A 15591-nucleotide genomic window follows, 5' to 3' on the forward strand; every position below is an offset into this window, starting at 1 on the left:
AGCTCACCCGTCAACACTGTCCCTGGAGTTCGCGATGATCCGTTCCGACCTGCAAGCCCGCCACGCCGAAGCTTTCCGTGCGCTGCATACGCGCCCCGGCGCGTTCATCATCCCGAACCCGTGGGACGCCGGCACCGCGCGCCTGCTCGCGATGGCCGGCTTCGAGGCGCTCGCCACGACCAGCGCCGGCTACGCGTTTTCGAAAGGGCAGCCCGACAACGCGATCGACCGCGACGCGATGCTCGATCACATCGCCGATCTCGTCGCCGCGGGAGGCCTGCCGGTGAGCGCCGATCTCGAGAACGGCTTCGGCGACGCGCCCGGCACGGTGGCCGAAACGATCCGGCTGGCGGCCGAAGCCGGCGCGGTCGGTGGCTCGATCGAGGATGCGACCGGCCGCGCCGATACGCCGATCTATGCGCGCGACGCGTCGGTCGAGCGCATCGCGGCGGCCGTCGACGCGGCGCGCGCGCTGCCGTTTCCGTTCACGCTGACCGCCCGCTGCGAAAACTACCTGCACGGCCGCCGCGACCTCGACGACACGATCGCGCGGCTCGTCGCCTATCGCGACGCCGGCGCCGACGTGCTGTACGCGCCCGGCATCACCGACGCCGACGAGATCGCGGCGGTGACGCGGGCGGTCGGCGCGCCGGTCAATGTCGTCATGGGCCTGCAGGGCGGGCTGCTGAGCCTCGACGAACTGGCGGCGCTCGGCGTGAAGCGTGTCAGCGTCGGCGGCGCGCTGGCGCGGGCCGCGCTCGGCGCGTTCCTGCGCGCGGCGACGGAGATGAGGCGCGACGGCACCTTCACCTTTACCCAGGCGGCCGTGCCGGGGCGCGATATCAACCGCTGGTTTGCGGCGCCGGATAATTCGCCGATTTTGTTCGACGAATGAGCCCCAATAAAAGCCGGAATCGTTTACGGCGAAACATTGATTGACAATAATCAACCGGTTTCGCGTCCGAATTAATCGTCGATGACGACGCGAAAATCATCGTCTATTCTCCGCATTCCGCCCGTTCGGCCACAGCCGGCGCGCCGCGCCTGACGCCCGGCGGGCCGTCAGGCGTGACGATCCCGCGCATTGTTGCAGGTTATTGTTCAGAGCGTTGCCGCGCGCGGCAGTTGCCGGATGATTTTTTGATTGATAATCTGCGGCACGTTCCAATGGCCGGTCAGTGCGCCGCCGGGAATATCAATATATTCAATATATAAAAAGCTGAGAGAGCGATGACGATCCGAGAAAATCACCGCATGAGGTTTCGCGTGGGCGATGTCGTGACGCTTAAAACGGGCGGCCCGCGCATGACCGTCACGTATGCCGGGCCGGTCGTGTTCGACGACGGCGACTGGCTGATCTGCCAGTGGTTCGACGAAAGCGGCGAATTCCGGCAGGAAATGTTCCATCACGACACGGTGGTGCCCGAACCGCGCGCGATTTCGGCCGGGCGGGTCCGGCTGCGCATGCAGTCGCACCGCGACCGATCGGCGGCCTGACACCGGCCGCCTCAGCCATGCCGTGACTCGTCGCTCGCCGTTCGTACCGCGACATTTCACGCCATCCCGAAACATGCGGCGGCGCACTGCGCCGATACTGAGCGCATGAACCCGACCGATCCCATTGCCGCGGTCACGCACCGCGATCCCTATCCCTATTACGCCGCGCTCGTCGACGGGCCGCCGCTCGCGTTCGATGCCACGCTCGGCCTGTGGGTCGCGAGCCGCGCGACGGCCGTGACGGCCGTGCTCGGCGACCCGGCCTGCCGCGTGCGCCCGCTCGACGCGCCGGTGCCGCCCGCGTTGCGCGGCACGACGGCCGGCGCGCTGTTCGGCGAGCTGGTACGCATGAACGAGGGTGCATCGCGACACGACGTACCGAAGCAGGCGTTGCGTGCGGCGTTCGCGCCGCTCGACCCGGCCGCGCTGCGCGATCGCGCCGCGGTGATTGCCGCGCAGCGGTTGTCCGCGCCCGGCGATGCCGACGCGCTGAACGCGTGGTGCATGACGGTGCCCGTGTGCGCGGTTGCCGAGCTGCTCGGCTTCGACGAAACCCAGCTCGACGACATCGCGGCGCGGGTCGTCGAATTCGTCGCGGCACTGTCGCCGCTGTCGGATGCCGCGGCGCTGGCGCGCGCGAGCGACGCGGCGCGACAACTGCTCGACCGGATGACGGAACGCGTCGCGCAGTCGCATGCGCAGGACGGCACGCTGGTCGCCGCGGTGCAGCAGGCGGCCCGCGCGTCGGGCTGGCAGGCGGGCGGCGCGCTGGTCGCGAATCTCGTCGGGTTGCTGTCGCAGACATGCGAGGCGACCGCTGCATGGCTCGGCAATGCACTCGTGGCGTGGAACGGCGAAGCAGGCGAGGTGCCGGACGCCGCCGCGATCGACGCATTCGTCGCCGAAGTCGGGCGTTTCGATTCACCGGTACAGAACACGCGCCGCTTCGTCGCGGCACGCACGACGATCGAAGGCGTGAGCGTCGAAGCCGGCGACGCGATCCTCGTCGTGCTGGCGGCGGCGAATCGCGATCCGGCCGTGCATCGCGAGCCGCACCGGCTGATGCCCGGCCGCACGGCGGGGCCGAATTTCGGCTTCGGCACGGGGCCGCATGGATGTCCGGGCGAGCGAATCGCACGGGCGGTCACGGCGGGGGCATTCGCGGCGCGGTTGCACGCGGGCGGCTGGCCGCCGCGTGACGCACTGAAGTGGGATTACCGCGCGTCGACCAACGTCAGGATGCCGAAGTTCGACGCGAGTCGGTGAAGGGGAAAGAGGGACTTACCGGCAGCCTTGTTTTTCCGCCCATTGCTCCTGGGCGGCGACACGGCGTTGCACGCGTTCGACGAGGCCGGTCGAAAAAGTCCGCATGCTGATGCCGCGGCGCTTCGCGAGGATCGTCTGCGCGACGTCGGTGCGCGGGTTCGGCTGGCACGCCCAGTACAGCGTCATCAGCCAGCCGATGCCTGTCCACGCGAACAGGGCGTTGAACATCGCGATCGTCAGCTTGTCGTGCCGGCCGCGCCGGTCGGCAATGACGGCCGGCAGGAAATAGAGCGCGATCGCCGCGACTGAACCGGCCACTTGAATCAGGACTGCATCATGCATGGTGCTGCTCCGTCCGAACTGCAATGAGGCTGATTGTCGCGCTTTTTCCGTTCGTGTGCAGGCAATTGATTGTTGCGCTTTTAGTGACGATCAGGCGGGTTCGACGTCCGCCGGCTGCACGTCGTTGCTCAGTGCGAAACCTTCGTCGAGCCAGCCCGTCACGCCGCCGATCATCAGCTTGACCGGGCGGCCGAGGCGCGCGAGCCGGATCGCCGCGCGGGCGGCGCCGTTGCAGTGCGGCCCCGCGCAGTAGACGACGAACAGCGTGTCGGCCGGGTAGCCGGCGAGCTTGCTTTCGACGATCTTGCGGTGCGGCAGGTTGCGCGCGCCGGGCACGTGGCCGGCGGCGAACTGGTCGGGGCCGCGCACGTCGAGCAGCACGAAATCGGGCGTGCCGGATGCGAACGCGTCGTGCACGTCCCAGCAATCGGTCTCGAAGCGCAGCGAGGCCTCGAAATGCGCGAGGGCGGCGGGGCTGTCGGCGGCGGGGACGTCGGTGACGTGGGACATGGTCAGGCTCTCCGGGTTGAACGGGCACGAAATGCGCCGCAATGAAGGGCAGTATCGCGGTTCGGCGCGGGTCGCGGCAGTGGCGCGATCGACAAGTTCCGGTAACATCACGCCATGCACAATCATCTCGTCGTCGCGCTCGCCTACGATCGGCTCTGCACGTTCGAATTCGGCTGCGTGGTCGAACTGTTCGCGCTCGAGCGCCCCGAACTCGGCGTCGACTGGTATCGCTTCGCGGTATGCGCGAGCGAGCCGGGGCCGGTGCGCGCGGCGGGCGGCATTACCGTTGCCGCGCCCTACCGGCTCGCGACGCTCGATCGCGCGGACACCATCGTGATTCCCGGCTGGCGCGATCCGGACGAATTGCCGCCCGAGCCGTTGCTGAAGAAGCTGCGGGCCGCGCACCGGCGCGGCGCGCGGCTCTGCTCGATCTGTTCGGGCGTGTTCGTGCTCGCGGCGGCCGGCGTGCTCGACGGCCTCACCGTGACGACTCACTGGCGGTATGCGGAACGTCTGCAGGCCCGTTATCCGGCGCTGCGCGTGAATCCCGATGCGCTGTACGTCGACGAAGGGCAGATCGTCACGTCGGCCGGCTCGGCGGCGGGGCTCGACATGCTGCTGCATCTCGTGCGCCGCGATCATGGCGGTGCGATCGCGAACCGCGTCGCGCAGCGTCTCGTGCTGCCGCCGCATCGCGACGGCGGCCAGGCGCAGTTCGTGCCGCGTCCGGTCGCACCGGGCGGCACCGACCGGCTCGCCAAGCTGATCGACTGGATGCGCGCGCATGCGGCCGAGCCGCACACGCTCGCGTCGCTCGCCGCGCAGGCCGCGATGAGCACGCGCACGCTGCAGCGTCAGTTCTCCGATGCGACGGGGATGTCGCCGCTGGCGTGGCTGATCCGCGAGCGCGTGAACGTCGCGAAGGACATGCTCGAGGCGCAGCCGGCACTGCCGCTCGCACAGGTTGCGGCGCGCGCCGGGTTCGGTTCCGAGGAGTCGCTGCGCCGGCATTTCCGGCGCGTCGCGGCGACGAGCCCGGCCGCGTACCGGCGCGGGATGGATCGCGGCGGCACGTAGCGGGTGTCGGGCCGGAGCGCTCGCGCGACGATGAAAAGCCGCCCCTGCGGCACGATGCGCTCACCCGCGCGGCCGGGCTGCGCGACGCATTTCCGAACGCTGTCTGAACGGCCAGGAGGGGCGCCGGCGGGGGCGCATCGGCGTATGATCTGGGTTTTCGTCAGCCCGATCCAGGCACCCCCACCATGACTTCCGTCGACACTACCCCCGTCCTCGACCATGACAAGCTCGTTACCTTCATCGAGCGCAAGTGGAACGATGAAATCCTCCACGCCCTGACCGACTACATCGCGATTCCCGCGAAGAGCCCCGCATTCGACCCCGACTGGGCGAAACGCGGATATCTCGAGCGCGTCGTCACCGATGCCGCGCAGTGGGCCGAACGGCAGCCGGTGAAGGGCCTGAAGCTCGAAATCGTGCGCCTGCCGGGCCGCACGCCGGTGATCTTCTTCGAGTCCCCGGCCACGCGCTCGGGCAGCACCGACACGATCCTGCTGTACGGCCACCTCGACAAGCAGCCCGAATTCGACGGCTGGCGCGCGGACCTCGGCCCGTGGACGCCGAAGTTCGAGAACGGCAAGCTGTACGGCCGCGGCGGCGCGGACGACGGCTATGCGATCTACGCAAGCCTCGCGGCGCTCGGCGCGCTCGACGAGCAGGGCATCGAGCGGCCGCGCTGCGTCGGCCTGATCGAGACCTGCGAGGAGTCGGGCAGCTACGACCTGCTGCCGTACGTCGACGCATTGCGCGACCGGCTCGGTCAGGTGTCGCTCGTCGTGTGCCTCGATTCGGGCGCCGGCAACTACGACCAGATGTGGCTCACCACGTCGCTGCGCGGCCTCGTGTCCGGCGATCTGCAGGTCGAGGTGCTGGAAGAAGGCGTCCACTCGGGTGTCTACGGCGGCATCGCGCCGTCGAGCTTCCGCGTGATGCGCCAGCTGTTCGAGCGCCTCGAAGACGCGAAGAACGGCAACCTGCTGCCGGGCGTGTTCCATTGCGAGATTCCGTCGAGCCGCGTGCGCGAAGCCGAGGCCGCTGCCGCGATTCTCGGCGACACGGTGTGGAAGGGGCTGCCGTGGGCGTGCGGCCAGGATGGCAAGCCCGTGCTGCCGACCACGACCGATCCGCGCGAGGCGCTGCTGAATTCGACGTGGCGTCCGTCGCTGTCGGTGACGGGCGCGGCCGGCATGCCGGCGCTCGCCGATGCGGGCAACGTGCTGCGTCCGCGCACCGCATTCAAGCTGTCGCTGCGGCTGCCGCCGCTCGTCGACGCCGCGCAGGCCGTCCAGCAGCTCAAGGAATTGCTCGAACTCGATCCGCCGTACAACGCGAAGGTCACGTTCAAGCCGGACGCCGGCGCCGCGACGGGCTGGAGCGCGCCGGATCTCGCGCCGTGGCTCGCGTCGTCGCTCGACGCCGCGTCGCGCCGCCACTTCGGCGCCGACTGCGCGTACATGGGCCTCGGCGGCACGATCCCGCTGATGAACGTGCTGCAGGAAGGCTTCCCCGCAGCGCAATTCATGGTGTGCGGCGTGCTCGGGCCGAAGTCGAACGCGCACGGCCCGAACGAGTTCCTGCACGTACCGTATGCGAAGAAGCTCACCGCGGCCGTTGCCGACGTGATCGCGACCGCGCGCTGATCGGCGCAACGTTCGACGTACCGTTGCCCGACCCGAACCGCCTTGATGGAGTGTTGCCGATGACCGCACTGCCGACGCCCGATACCGAACCGCTGCGCATGCGCGCCGAATCGCTGCACGCCTTCGTCGCGGCACTCTGGGAACGGGCCGGCAGCCACCCGCGCGAGGCGACGCTCGTCGCCGATCACCTGGTCGGCGCGAATCTCGCGGGCCACGATTCGCACGGGATCGGGATGATCCCGAATTACGTCGCGTCGTGGCGCGAAGGGCAGTTGCAGTTGAACGGGCACGCGTCGATCGTCCGCGACGGCGGCGCGGTGCTGACGATCGACGGCGGGCGCGGCTTCGGCCAGGTGATCGCGTTCGAGGCGATGGTCGAAGGAATCGAGCGCGCGCGGCGCATGGGCATCTGCGCGATCGGGCTGCGCGACGTTCATCACCTCGGCCGCATCGGGCACTGGGCCGAGCAGTGCGCGCGCGCCGGGCTCGTGTCGTTCCATTTCGTCAACGTGCCGGGCGACCTGCTGGTCGCGCCGCTGCACGGCACCGATCCGCGTTTCGGCACGAATCCGTTCTGCGCCGCGTATCCGCGGGCGGGCAAGCCGCCGTTGCTGCTCGATTTCGCGACGAGCGCGATCGCGTACGGCAAGACGCGTGTCGCGTACAACCAGGGCAAGCGCGTGCCGGCCGGGTCGCTGATCGACCATCGCGGCCAGCCGACCGACGATCCGGCCGTGATGCACGAGCAGCCGTTCGGCGCGCTGCTGCCGTTCGGGCTGCACAAGGGCTATGCGCTCGCGGCGATGTGCGAGATCTTCGGCGGCGCGCTGGTGGGCGGGCATACGACGTACGGCGATACGCTGCAGAAGACGAGCGCGATCGTCAACGGGATGCTGTCGGTGCTGATCGATCCGAACGCGTTCGACGCGGCCGATGCCGAACGCGAAGCCGATGCGTTCGTCGCGTGGGCGAAGGCGTCGCCGCGGGCCGGCGATGCGCCGGTGCAGGTGCCCGGCGAGCCGGAAGAGGCGAGCCGCGCCGCACGCGGCACGGCCGGGATTCCGGTCGACCGCGCAACGTGGCGGCAGATTCGCGAGAGCGCGGCGGCCGTCGGGGTCGACGCGGCCGAGTTCGATGCGTGGACGCAGCGCTGCGAGGCGTCCGCATGAGCTGGCAGGCGGAGAAGGCGCACGGCGAGGAAATTGCGTATCAGCTTGCGCCGCTCGGTACGGTCGCCGTAGCACGGTTCTTCAGCGGGGCGGCCTTGCGGCTCGACGGCGTGATGTTCGGCTTCCTGTCGCGCGGGTCGCTGTTCCTGCGTGTCGACGACGTGAATCGCCCGGCGTTCGTCGCGGCGGGGATGGGGCCGTTCTCGTATGCGCGGCCCACGCGCACCGTCTCGCTCGAGGGCTATTACGAAACGCCGGCCGACGTGCTCGAGGATGCGGGCGCGCTGTTCGACTGGTGCCGCAGCGCGTATCGCGCGGCGCTGCTGGCCGGGCCGCCGAAGCGCAAGGCGCGGGCGGTGTCGAAGACGGGATCGAGGGCGGCGCCGAAGCCTGCAGCGAAACCGGCGCCCAAAAAGGCATCCACGCCAGCGGCGAAATCCGCATCGAAACCGGCGTCGGCGCAGAAAGCGAAACCGGCATCGAAATCATCATCCGCGCCGGCACCGAAACCGGCAGCGAAGCGCAAGCAGACGTAATACCGGCCGCGTGGCGCGACAGCCTCGCAAGGTTCGCTTTCCTTTCTTTCAGACCGCCTCGTCGCGGCCGACCAGCACGCCGCGCGGGCGACTGGCCCGCGCGATCCGGCGCATGAACGCATCGAGCGTGACGCACCGCACATCCTGCGTGCTTCACAACGGCGGCCCCGACGTTTATGATCGGCGCGGGCTGCGCCCGTGCGTCGCGCGACCCGCGCCGGCCTCGCCGCCGGCCCGCGAACGGCGCACCGTACGCCGCGCGGCACGCTTCCCCACTCATCATTCCAGACGGAGACAGCCGATGCTCGTCCTGATTCTCGGTTTAGCGATCTTCCTCGGTGTGCACTCGGTCCGGATCGTCGCCGACGGCTGGCGGTCCGCGACGATCGATCGGATCGGCGAGAAAGGCTGGAAGGGCGGCTACGCGATCGCGTCGATCGTCGGCTTCGTGCTGATCATCTGGGGGTACGGGATCGCCCGCGCGGGCGCGACGTTGCTGTGGGTGTCGCCGGTCGGCGTGCGCCACCTGACGGGCATGCTGACCGCGGTCGCGTTCGTGCTGATCGCCGCGTCCTACGTGCCGCGCAACCGGATCAAGACGCTCGTCGGGCATCCGATGCTGGCCGGCGTGATGGTGTGGGCGGTGGCGCACCTGCTCGTGAACGGCACCGTGCATGCGGTCGTGCTGTTCGGTGCGTTCTTCGTGTGGTCGATCGTCGATTTCGTCGTGTCGCGTGCGCGGGATCGCAGCGACGGTGTCCGCTATCCGGCCGGCGGGCTGGCCGGCGACCTCGCAACCGTGGCGGCCGGGCTCGTCGCCTGGGCCGTGTTCGCGCTGTTCCTGCACGGCCCGCTGATCGGCGTGCGGCCGTTCGGCTGAACGGAACGCGCACGCCGGTCGGCCTCCCGCCGGTCAACGCCCCTTCGCGCCGGCGGCCTGCCCGAACGACGGCTGCTTGCGCCGCAGGAAGTACGCCGCGACGATCGCGAGCGCCGTCAGCACCGTGAACCAGAACTGGAAGCGCGAATCCGGGTTGAACGCCTGCGACCCCAGCACGGCGACCAGCGCCAGCAGCGCGACCCAGTTCGATACTGGATAGAACCACGCGCGGAACGCCGTCGGGTCGCGTTGCTCGTGCTTCGTCTGCCGGCGCATCGCGAAGTGCGCGACGATGATGAAGATCCACACGATCATCACGAACGCGCCGCTGCTCTTCGCGAGCATCAGGAACAGGTCGCCGCCGCTCACGAAGTGAATGCCGAGGATCGACACGCAGATCGCGAGGCACAGCACGAGCGCGTTCATCGGCACGCCCTTCGCGTTGGTGCGGCCGAACACCGCCGGCGCGTGGCCGCGCTGGCTCAGCGAGAACAGCATGCGCGAGTTCGAGAACAGGAACGAGTTCATCACCGACATGAACGACACGAACAGCACGATCTTCATCGCGACGGCGGCCTCCGTGAAGCCTGCCATGCCGAACAGCGATACGTACGGCGATTTCAGGTTGGCCTTGTCGGTCCACGGCATGCACAGGATCAGGATCGACACCGAGCCGACGTAGAACACCATCACGCGCACGATCACGCTCTTGATTGCGCGGATCACGTTCCTGCTCGGGTTTTCCGATTCGCCCGCGGCCACTGCCGCGATCTCGCTGCCGCCGAGCGAGAAGATCACGACCATCACGCCGGCGAGCACGGGCGAGATGCCGTTCGGCATGAAGCCGCCGTGATCCGTGAGGTTCACGAGCCCCGGCGCGGGAATGCGCGGCTGGAAGCCGAGCAGGATCGACGCGCCGAGCGCCATGAACACGATGATCGTCGCGACCTTCGCGAACGACAGCCAGTATTCGGCTTCGCCGAACGAGCGCACCGAATACGCGTTGCTCGCGATCAGCGTGACGAGCATGAACAGCGCGCCGCCCCAGATCGGCAGCCACGGCAGGAAATCGTGGAGGATCGCGCCGAGCAGGATCGCTTCGACGGTGATCGTCATCATCGACTTGAACCAGTACAGCCAGCCGACCGCGAAGCCGGCCCATTCGCCGAGATAGCTGCTCGCATACGTGGAGAACGATCCGCTGTCGGGATTGCGGGACGCCATTTCGCCGAGCATGAACATGACCAGCGTGACGATCACGCCGCCGATCAGGTACGACAGGATCGCCGCGGGGCCGGCCGTTGCGATGATCGCGCCGGAGCCGACGAACAGGCCCGCGCCGATCACGCCGCCGAGCGCGATCATCGTGATGTGCCGTTGCTTGAGGCTTTGCCTCAACGAGTTGTCCTGCATCTCCTACCTCTAGTTATTGTTGGCCGGGAACGTATCGGGCGGCGCGGCGGCAAGCGTTCTGCCGCTGCGGGGCGCCGATGTCGAGGGAGCGTGTGTGACGCGATGTGCGGGGCCGCCGGCGGTGAATCGAAATGGCGGCCACGGTGTGCCGGTCGGTGCCCGCGAGAGGGCGATGATGGCGACAAACCGGATTGTCGGCGGACACTGCCGCGACGGCAAACGAGATATGCGAAAGACGTCTTGCGGTTTGCTCATCAATTGCCGCGATCGCGGCAGGCGTGGGCGTGGGTCAGATCGGTTTGACGAACAACCCGATGGTCAGCAGCACGCCGATGCAGACGATCGCGATTCGCAGCACGCGTTCGTTGACGCGATGCAGCGCCCATGCGCCGAGCAGGCCGCCGACGATGGCGCCGCCGCCGAGTGCGATCGCCGCGCGCCAGTGAAGGTGCGGCGAGGTGAGGAACAGCACGACCGCCGACGCATTCATCACGCCCGCGAGCGCGTTCTTGGTCGACATCGCGCGACGCGGCGGCAGGCCGGCCATCGTCAGCGCGGCCATCATCAGGAACCCGATGCCGCCGCCGAAGTAGCCGCCGTAGATCGCGATCAGGAACTGCGAGGCCCCGGCCGCGACAGGGCCGAGATGTTGCGTGCCCGCGCCCGGCTTGCGAAAGAAGCTGCCCCATGCGAACACGATCGTCGCGAACAGCACGAGCCACGGGACGAGGCGCGAGAAGATCGACGAAGGCGTCTTCAGCAACAGCAGCCCGCCGAGCGCGCCGCCGACCACGCTGATCGCGAACAGCGCGCGAAACGGCAGCCTGCCCACGCCGCTCACCATGTTCCGGCTCGCCCAGCCCGTCGTGACCTGGCCGGGGAACAGTGCGACCGTCGACGTGATGTTGGCCGCGAGCGGCGACATCCCCGACACGATCAGCGCGGGCAGCGTGACGAACGAGCCGCCGCCGGCGAGAGCGTTCTGCAGGCCGGCCCACAGGCCGGCGAGGATGATGAGGGCGAGCACGATCGATGGATCCGGGATATTCCGACCTTGAACCGCGAACGGCCAAGCTTGCCGGGCGGGGATGCACGATGGTAATTCAGGACCGCGGCCGATGCACGCACGATACGCGGCGTGCCGATGGCGGCCAGGACGCGGACGAAATGAGCATCGATTGTCTGCGGCGACGATTCAATTAATAAAGACCAGGTCGTTTATTTCGTTTCTGGATTCATCGGGTGTGGTTTTCGGGAGACGGGTTTTTGGTATGAGCGGACAGGGTTGCGGTGAAAGTTGAATTGGATTCCGGGCATCCATGCAGAAACGGATGCTGGGGTCGGAAGCGCCCGGATGTCGGAAGTTTTTGAGTGAATGTCGGGAAGAGAGAAGCGTCTCGCGAAAATCCTTGTCGTCGAAGAGGTTTTTGGCAGGATCCGACGCGTCGAAATGCTCGATCTCAATATAGTTGCATGGTGAGGTTCGATTTCATTTTTCACCCTGCAGCGTTGGGTGCGAGCGTGCGTGCATGCGCCTTGTCGCACCGGCTGGGCCGAAAACATTCGGTTCCAGCGGTGCTTTCCGGGATAACCCGTATCGCGGTGAATCATTGTCACGACAGCGAATAAGGTGAACCAATCCAGACAATTGTTTATGTTTTTATAAGCGGCGGGAAATATGCGAAAGAAAGGCTGAAAATATTTGTAAAAGTGCCAGTGGAGTGCAATCATGTACGTGAAAGACCGGTGTAATCTAAACGCAGGCACGAGCGGTACATAGAGAGAGTGATGGTGCACCGCGGCAATTCGCCCTGATCAAGCGAATTGTTGATGATTCGCGATAAAAGGAAATAACTAATATGGCGAGGGCGGTAGAAATGCAGATCCAATATCAAACAAAAAATCGCCGCGTGGACAACACCCGCGGCGCGAGGGCCATCAAACACGTATGTCCGTCGGACTGGCGCGTTGTATTGGGCCATTTCCCGGCACGCAGGGCGAACGGCTGTTCCGGCCGTCTGGACTCATCCCTGATTCCGTAGCAGCCCCGGCTCCATTTTTCCTTTTCCGGCATAGGCCGCCTCGGGCGGGCTAGCGGCTCGTTGCGTCCCGCGCGAGCCGGATACCCGGTTTGCAGCGGCGCGAATTCGCGTCGTGCTCCGTCGCGCCTGTTTGGTTGAACGTTTGCCTGTCATCGACGGGCCAGGTTTTGTCACATCCATCTACAAGGAGTCGGGCAATGGTTTCCTCGTCGGTCTTGAGCAATCACGTCGATGTTCCGGTCGCCAACGGGTCGCAGGTCGTCGCGTCGCCGGGAGGCCCGGCCAATTTCCTGCTGTCGGCCCACAAGGAGGACGTGGCCAACTATGCGCGTTCGGGGAACGACCTGGTCGTCGAATTCAAGGACGGCCGAACAGTGCGCGTTCAGGCGTTCTTCGAGAACGGCGCGGATTATCACAATCTCGTCTTCGTTCAGGACGACGGGCGATTTCTTGTGCAGTTCGGCCCCGCACTGCAGGCGACCGGCGATGGCATCGTCGATGCGGCGCTCACTTATGCGCCGATCGGCGACGGGTTGTCGACCGGTGCGCTGCTCGGAATACTCGGCGGCGTCGCCGCGGCCGGCGGCATTGCGGCAGCCGCGGCCAGCGGCGGCGGTGGGGATGACGGCGGTAGCGGCGCCAGTGGCGGAGGAACGCCGACCGGGCCGGCGCGACTGGCGATCGATTCGATCGATGGGCAGTCGACCGACGGCAACGGCAATATCGTCACGGGGCGGGCGTCGCCGACGATCGCGGGTTCGGGCGCTCAGCCGAACACGACGGTGACGATCCAGGTCGATGGTCAGACGATCGGTGCGGTGACTGCGGACGCGAACGGGCGCTGGTCGTACACGCCCGGTACGTTGCCGGAGGGCGCCCATCAGATCACCGTGACGCAGACCGACAGTAGCGGCAATACGAGCGAGCTGAGCACGGTGGGGATCGTGGTGGATACGATCGTGCCGGAAACGCCTGCGATTACGGCCGTCAGCGACGATGCACAACATCCGGTGACGATCGGCGGTGCGACGAGCGATACGACGCCGACGCTCGGCGGTACCGCGGAAGCGGGTAGCAGGGTGAGCGTGTATGACGGCACGACGCTGCTGGGAACGACGACAGCGGATTCGTCCGGGAAGTGGACATTTACGCCGACCACGGGTTTGGGCGAGGGCGCGCACTCGATTACGGTGACTGCGACAGATGCGGCCGGCAACGTGAGCACCCCGAGCGCGGCCTTCGAGCTGACGATCGATACGACGGCTCCCGCGCTGCCCACGGTGAACGCGACGGACGGTACGTCGCTGTCGGGCACGGCGGAAGCGGGCGCGACGGTCAACATCGATACGAATGGCGACGGTACGCCGGACGCTACCGTAACGGCTGATCCGAGCGGCGTCTGGACGTATACGCCGTCGACCCCACTGCCGATCGGCACGGTGATCGGCGTGACCGCCACGGACGCGGCGGGCAATACGGGCCCGTCTGCTTCGGTAACGGTGACGGGAGATACGACGGCACCGGGTGCGCCGATCATCGGCACCGTGACGGACGATGCGGGCTCTGTTGTTGGTGCGATTGCCTCTGGCGGCAGTACTGATGATGCGACGCCGACATTGAGTGGTACAGCGGAAGCAGGCAGCACGGTGAGCGTGTATGACGGCACGACGTTGCTGGGCACGACGACAGCCGACCCGTCCGGAAACTGGACGTTCACGCCGACCACGGGTTTGGAAGAGGGCGCGCACAGCCTGACCGTCACCGCCACGGACACGGTCGGCAATGTGAGTGTTCCGAGCACGGCCTTCGACCTGACGATCGATACGACAGCTCCTGCATTACCCACGGTGAACGCGACGGACGGTACGTCGCTGTCGGGCACGGCGGAAGCGGGCGCAACGATCAACATCGATACGAACGGCGACGGCACGCCGGACGCCACCGTAACAGCCGACCCGAGCGGCGCGTGGACGTACACGCCGTCGACCCCGCTGCCGGCTGGTACGGTGATCGGCGTGACTGCTACCGATGCGGCGGGCAATACGGGCCCGTCTGCCTCGGTGACGGTGACGGGCGACACGACGGCGCCTGCGGCACCGATCGTTGTTAGTGTCACGGACGACGTTGGCTCGATCGTCGGGCTGCTGACGACTGGCGCGACGACGGACGACACGACCCCGACGCTTGCCGGTACGGCGGAAGCAGGGAGCACGGTGAGCGTGTATGACGGCACGACGTTGCTGGGCACGACGACGGCAGATCCGTCCGGAAACTGGACGTTCACGCCGGCCACGGGTTTGGGAGAGGGCGCGCACTCGATTACGGTGACTGCCACGGACACGGCCGGCAATGTGAGTGTTCCGAGCACGGCTTTCGAGCTGACGATCGATACGACGGCTCCTGCATTACCCACGGTGAACGCGACGGACGGTACGTCGCTGTCGGGCACGGCCGAAGCGGGCGCGACGGTCAATATCGATACGAACGGTGACGGCACGCCGGACGCCACCGTGACGGCCGACCCGAGTGGCGCGTGGACGTACACGCCCTCGACCCCGCTGCCGGTCGGCACGGTGATCGGCGTGACGGCCACCGATGCGGCGGGCAATACGGGGCCGTCTGCCTCGGTGACGGTGACGGGTGACACGACGGCGCCTGCGGCACCGATCGTTGTTAGCGTCACGGACGACGTTGGCTCGATCGTCGGGCTGCTGACGACTGGCGCAACGACGGACGACACGACCCCGACGCTTGCCGGTACAGCGGAAGCAGGGAGCACGGTGAGCGTGTATGACGGCACGACGTTGCTCGGCACCACGACAGCAGACCCGTCCGGAAACTGGACGTTCACGCCGACCACGGGTTTGGGAGAGGGCGCACACAGCCTGACCGTCACCGCAACGGATGCGGCCGGCAACGTGAGTGTTCCGAGCACGGCCTTCGATCTGACGATCGATACGACGGCTCCGGCGATTCCGACAGTGAACGCGACCGACGGTACGTCACTGTCGGGTACGGCCGAAGCGGGTGCGACGGTCAACATCGACACGAACGGCGACGGCACGCCGGACGCCACCGTAACAGCCGACCCGAGCGGCGCGTGGACGTACACACCATCGACCCCGCTGCCGATCGGCACGGTGATTGGCGTGACTGCTACCGACGCGGCGGGCAATACGGGCCCGTCTGCTTCGGTAACGGTGACGGGCGACACGACGG

At 67.4% G+C, this 15591-nt stretch carries 13 protein-coding genes; 9 read left to right on the forward strand and 4 right to left on the reverse strand.

What is annotated here, in order from left to right; all coding sequences use genetic code 11:
* Window positions 1–34 precede the first annotated feature (34 nt).
* From H0X90_RS32285 to H0X90_RS32295, 3 genes are all read left to right on the forward strand, one after another.
* The gene (locus H0X90_RS32285; protein ID WP_006489758.1) at window positions 35–895 is read left to right on the forward strand and encodes an oxaloacetate decarboxylase; all 861 of its coding nucleotides are present in this window, start codon (window positions 35–37) and stop codon (window positions 893–895) included.
* A 335-nt stretch (window positions 896–1230) separates the two neighbouring features.
* Window positions 1231–1497, forward strand: a complete 267-nt coding sequence (locus H0X90_RS32290) for a YodC family protein (protein ID WP_034178596.1) — start codon at window positions 1231–1233, stop codon at window positions 1495–1497.
* A gap of 105 nt (window positions 1498–1602) precedes the next feature.
* Window positions 1603–2763, forward strand: coding sequence for a cytochrome P450 (locus H0X90_RS32295; protein ID WP_077188782.1), 1161 nt, complete (start codon window positions 1603–1605; stop codon window positions 2761–2763).
* 15 nt (window positions 2764–2778) lie between these two features.
* On the opposite strand, the gene H0X90_RS32300 is transcribed toward H0X90_RS32295, so the two are convergent.
* Together H0X90_RS32300 and H0X90_RS32305 are read right to left on the reverse strand one after the other, a co-directional pair.
* The gene (locus H0X90_RS32300) at window positions 2779–3105 is read right to left on the reverse strand and encodes a superinfection immunity protein (protein ID WP_006490851.1); all 327 of its coding nucleotides are present in this window, start codon (window positions 3103–3105) and stop codon (window positions 2779–2781) included.
* 90 nt (window positions 3106–3195) lie between these two features.
* On the reverse strand, window positions 3196–3615 hold the full coding sequence (locus H0X90_RS32305) for a rhodanese-like domain-containing protein (RefSeq protein WP_058903385.1): 420 nt from the start codon (window positions 3613–3615) through the stop codon (window positions 3196–3198).
* 114 nt (window positions 3616–3729) lie between these two features.
* Between H0X90_RS32305 and ftrA the strand changes: the two genes are divergently transcribed.
* The 5 genes from ftrA to H0X90_RS32330 all read left to right on the forward strand — a co-directional run bounded on the left by ftrA (window position 3730) and on the right by H0X90_RS32330 (window position 8917).
* Window positions 3730–4692, forward strand: a complete 963-nt coding sequence (ftrA, locus tag H0X90_RS32310; RefSeq protein WP_006490855.1) for a transcriptional regulator FtrA — start codon at window positions 3730–3732, stop codon at window positions 4690–4692.
* Window positions 4693–4877: 185 nt separating this feature from the next.
* Window positions 4878–6332, forward strand: coding sequence for a M20 family metallopeptidase (locus H0X90_RS32315; protein WP_006490856.1), 1455 nt, complete (start codon window positions 4878–4880; stop codon window positions 6330–6332).
* A 59-nt stretch (window positions 6333–6391) separates the two neighbouring features.
* Window positions 6392–7501, forward strand: coding sequence for a malate/lactate/ureidoglycolate dehydrogenase (locus tag H0X90_RS32320; RefSeq protein WP_006490859.1), 1110 nt, complete (start codon window positions 6392–6394; stop codon window positions 7499–7501).
* Window positions 7498–8037: a TfoX/Sxy family protein gene (locus tag H0X90_RS32325; protein ID WP_006490858.1), complete on the forward strand. Its 540-nt coding sequence runs from the start codon at window positions 7498–7500 to the stop codon at window positions 8035–8037. Before H0X90_RS32320 ends, H0X90_RS32325 begins: the two co-directional genes overlap by 4 nt.
* 301 nt (window positions 8038–8338) lie before the next feature.
* Entirely contained in the window at window positions 8339–8917 is a 579-nt protein-coding gene (locus H0X90_RS32330) for an NnrU family protein (RefSeq protein ID WP_006490860.1), read from the forward strand.
* 33 nt (window positions 8918–8950) lie between these two features.
* Here H0X90_RS32330 and H0X90_RS32335 read toward each other — a convergent pair whose 3' ends face one another.
* Window positions 8951–10330, reverse strand: coding sequence for an amino acid permease (locus tag H0X90_RS32335; protein WP_006490861.1), 1380 nt, complete (start codon window positions 10328–10330; stop codon window positions 8951–8953).
* Window positions 10331–10619: 289 nt separating this feature from the next.
* Window positions 10620–11357, reverse strand: a complete 738-nt coding sequence (locus tag H0X90_RS32340) for a sulfite exporter TauE/SafE family protein (protein ID WP_006490854.1) — start codon at window positions 11355–11357, stop codon at window positions 10620–10622.
* Window positions 11358–12569: 1212 nt separating this feature from the next.
* Here H0X90_RS32340 and H0X90_RS32345 point away from each other — a divergent pair.
* The coding region (locus H0X90_RS32345) for an Ig-like domain-containing protein (RefSeq protein WP_196438379.1) at window positions 12570–15591 on the forward strand (3022 nt) is incomplete at its 3' end.

Origin of the sequence: Burkholderia sp. 9775_39 (assembly GCF_015712225.1) — a bacterium.
Classification (GTDB): Bacteria; Pseudomonadota; Gammaproteobacteria; order Burkholderiales; family Burkholderiaceae; genus Burkholderia; species Burkholderia cenocepacia.

What these genes read in the sequence shown, in the direction of transcription:
- H0X90_RS32290 (WP_034178596.1), top strand. Translation starts at nt 1,231, where the DNA reads ATGACGATCCGAGAAAATCACCGCATGAGGTTTCGCGTGGGCGATGTC.
- H0X90_RS32295 (WP_077188782.1), top strand. Translation starts at nt 1,603, where the DNA reads ATGAACCCGACCGATCCCATTGCCGCGGTCACGCACCGCGATCCCTAT.
- H0X90_RS32320 (WP_006490859.1), top strand. Translation starts at nt 6,392, where the DNA reads ATGACCGCACTGCCGACGCCCGATACCGAACCGCTGCGCATGCGCGCC.
- H0X90_RS32285 (WP_006489758.1), top strand. Translation starts at nt 35, where the DNA reads ATGATCCGTTCCGACCTGCAAGCCCGCCACGCCGAAGCTTTCCGTGCG.
- H0X90_RS32335 (WP_006490861.1), bottom strand. Translation starts at nt 10,330, where the DNA reads ATGCAGGACAACTCGTTGAGGCAAAGCCTCAAGCAACGGCACATCACG.
- ftrA (WP_006490855.1), top strand. Translation starts at nt 3,730, where the DNA reads ATGCACAATCATCTCGTCGTCGCGCTCGCCTACGATCGGCTCTGCACG.
- H0X90_RS32325 (WP_006490858.1), top strand. Translation starts at nt 7,498, where the DNA reads ATGAGCTGGCAGGCGGAGAAGGCGCACGGCGAGGAAATTGCGTATCAG.
- H0X90_RS32330 (WP_006490860.1), top strand. Translation starts at nt 8,339, where the DNA reads ATGCTCGTCCTGATTCTCGGTTTAGCGATCTTCCTCGGTGTGCACTCG.
- H0X90_RS32300 (WP_006490851.1), bottom strand. Translation starts at nt 3,105, where the DNA reads ATGCATGATGCAGTCCTGATTCAAGTGGCCGGTTCAGTCGCGGCGATC.
- H0X90_RS32305 (WP_058903385.1), bottom strand. Translation starts at nt 3,615, where the DNA reads ATGTCCCACGTCACCGACGTCCCCGCCGCCGACAGCCCCGCCGCCCTC.
- H0X90_RS32315 (WP_006490856.1), top strand. Translation starts at nt 4,878, where the DNA reads ATGACTTCCGTCGACACTACCCCCGTCCTCGACCATGACAAGCTCGTT.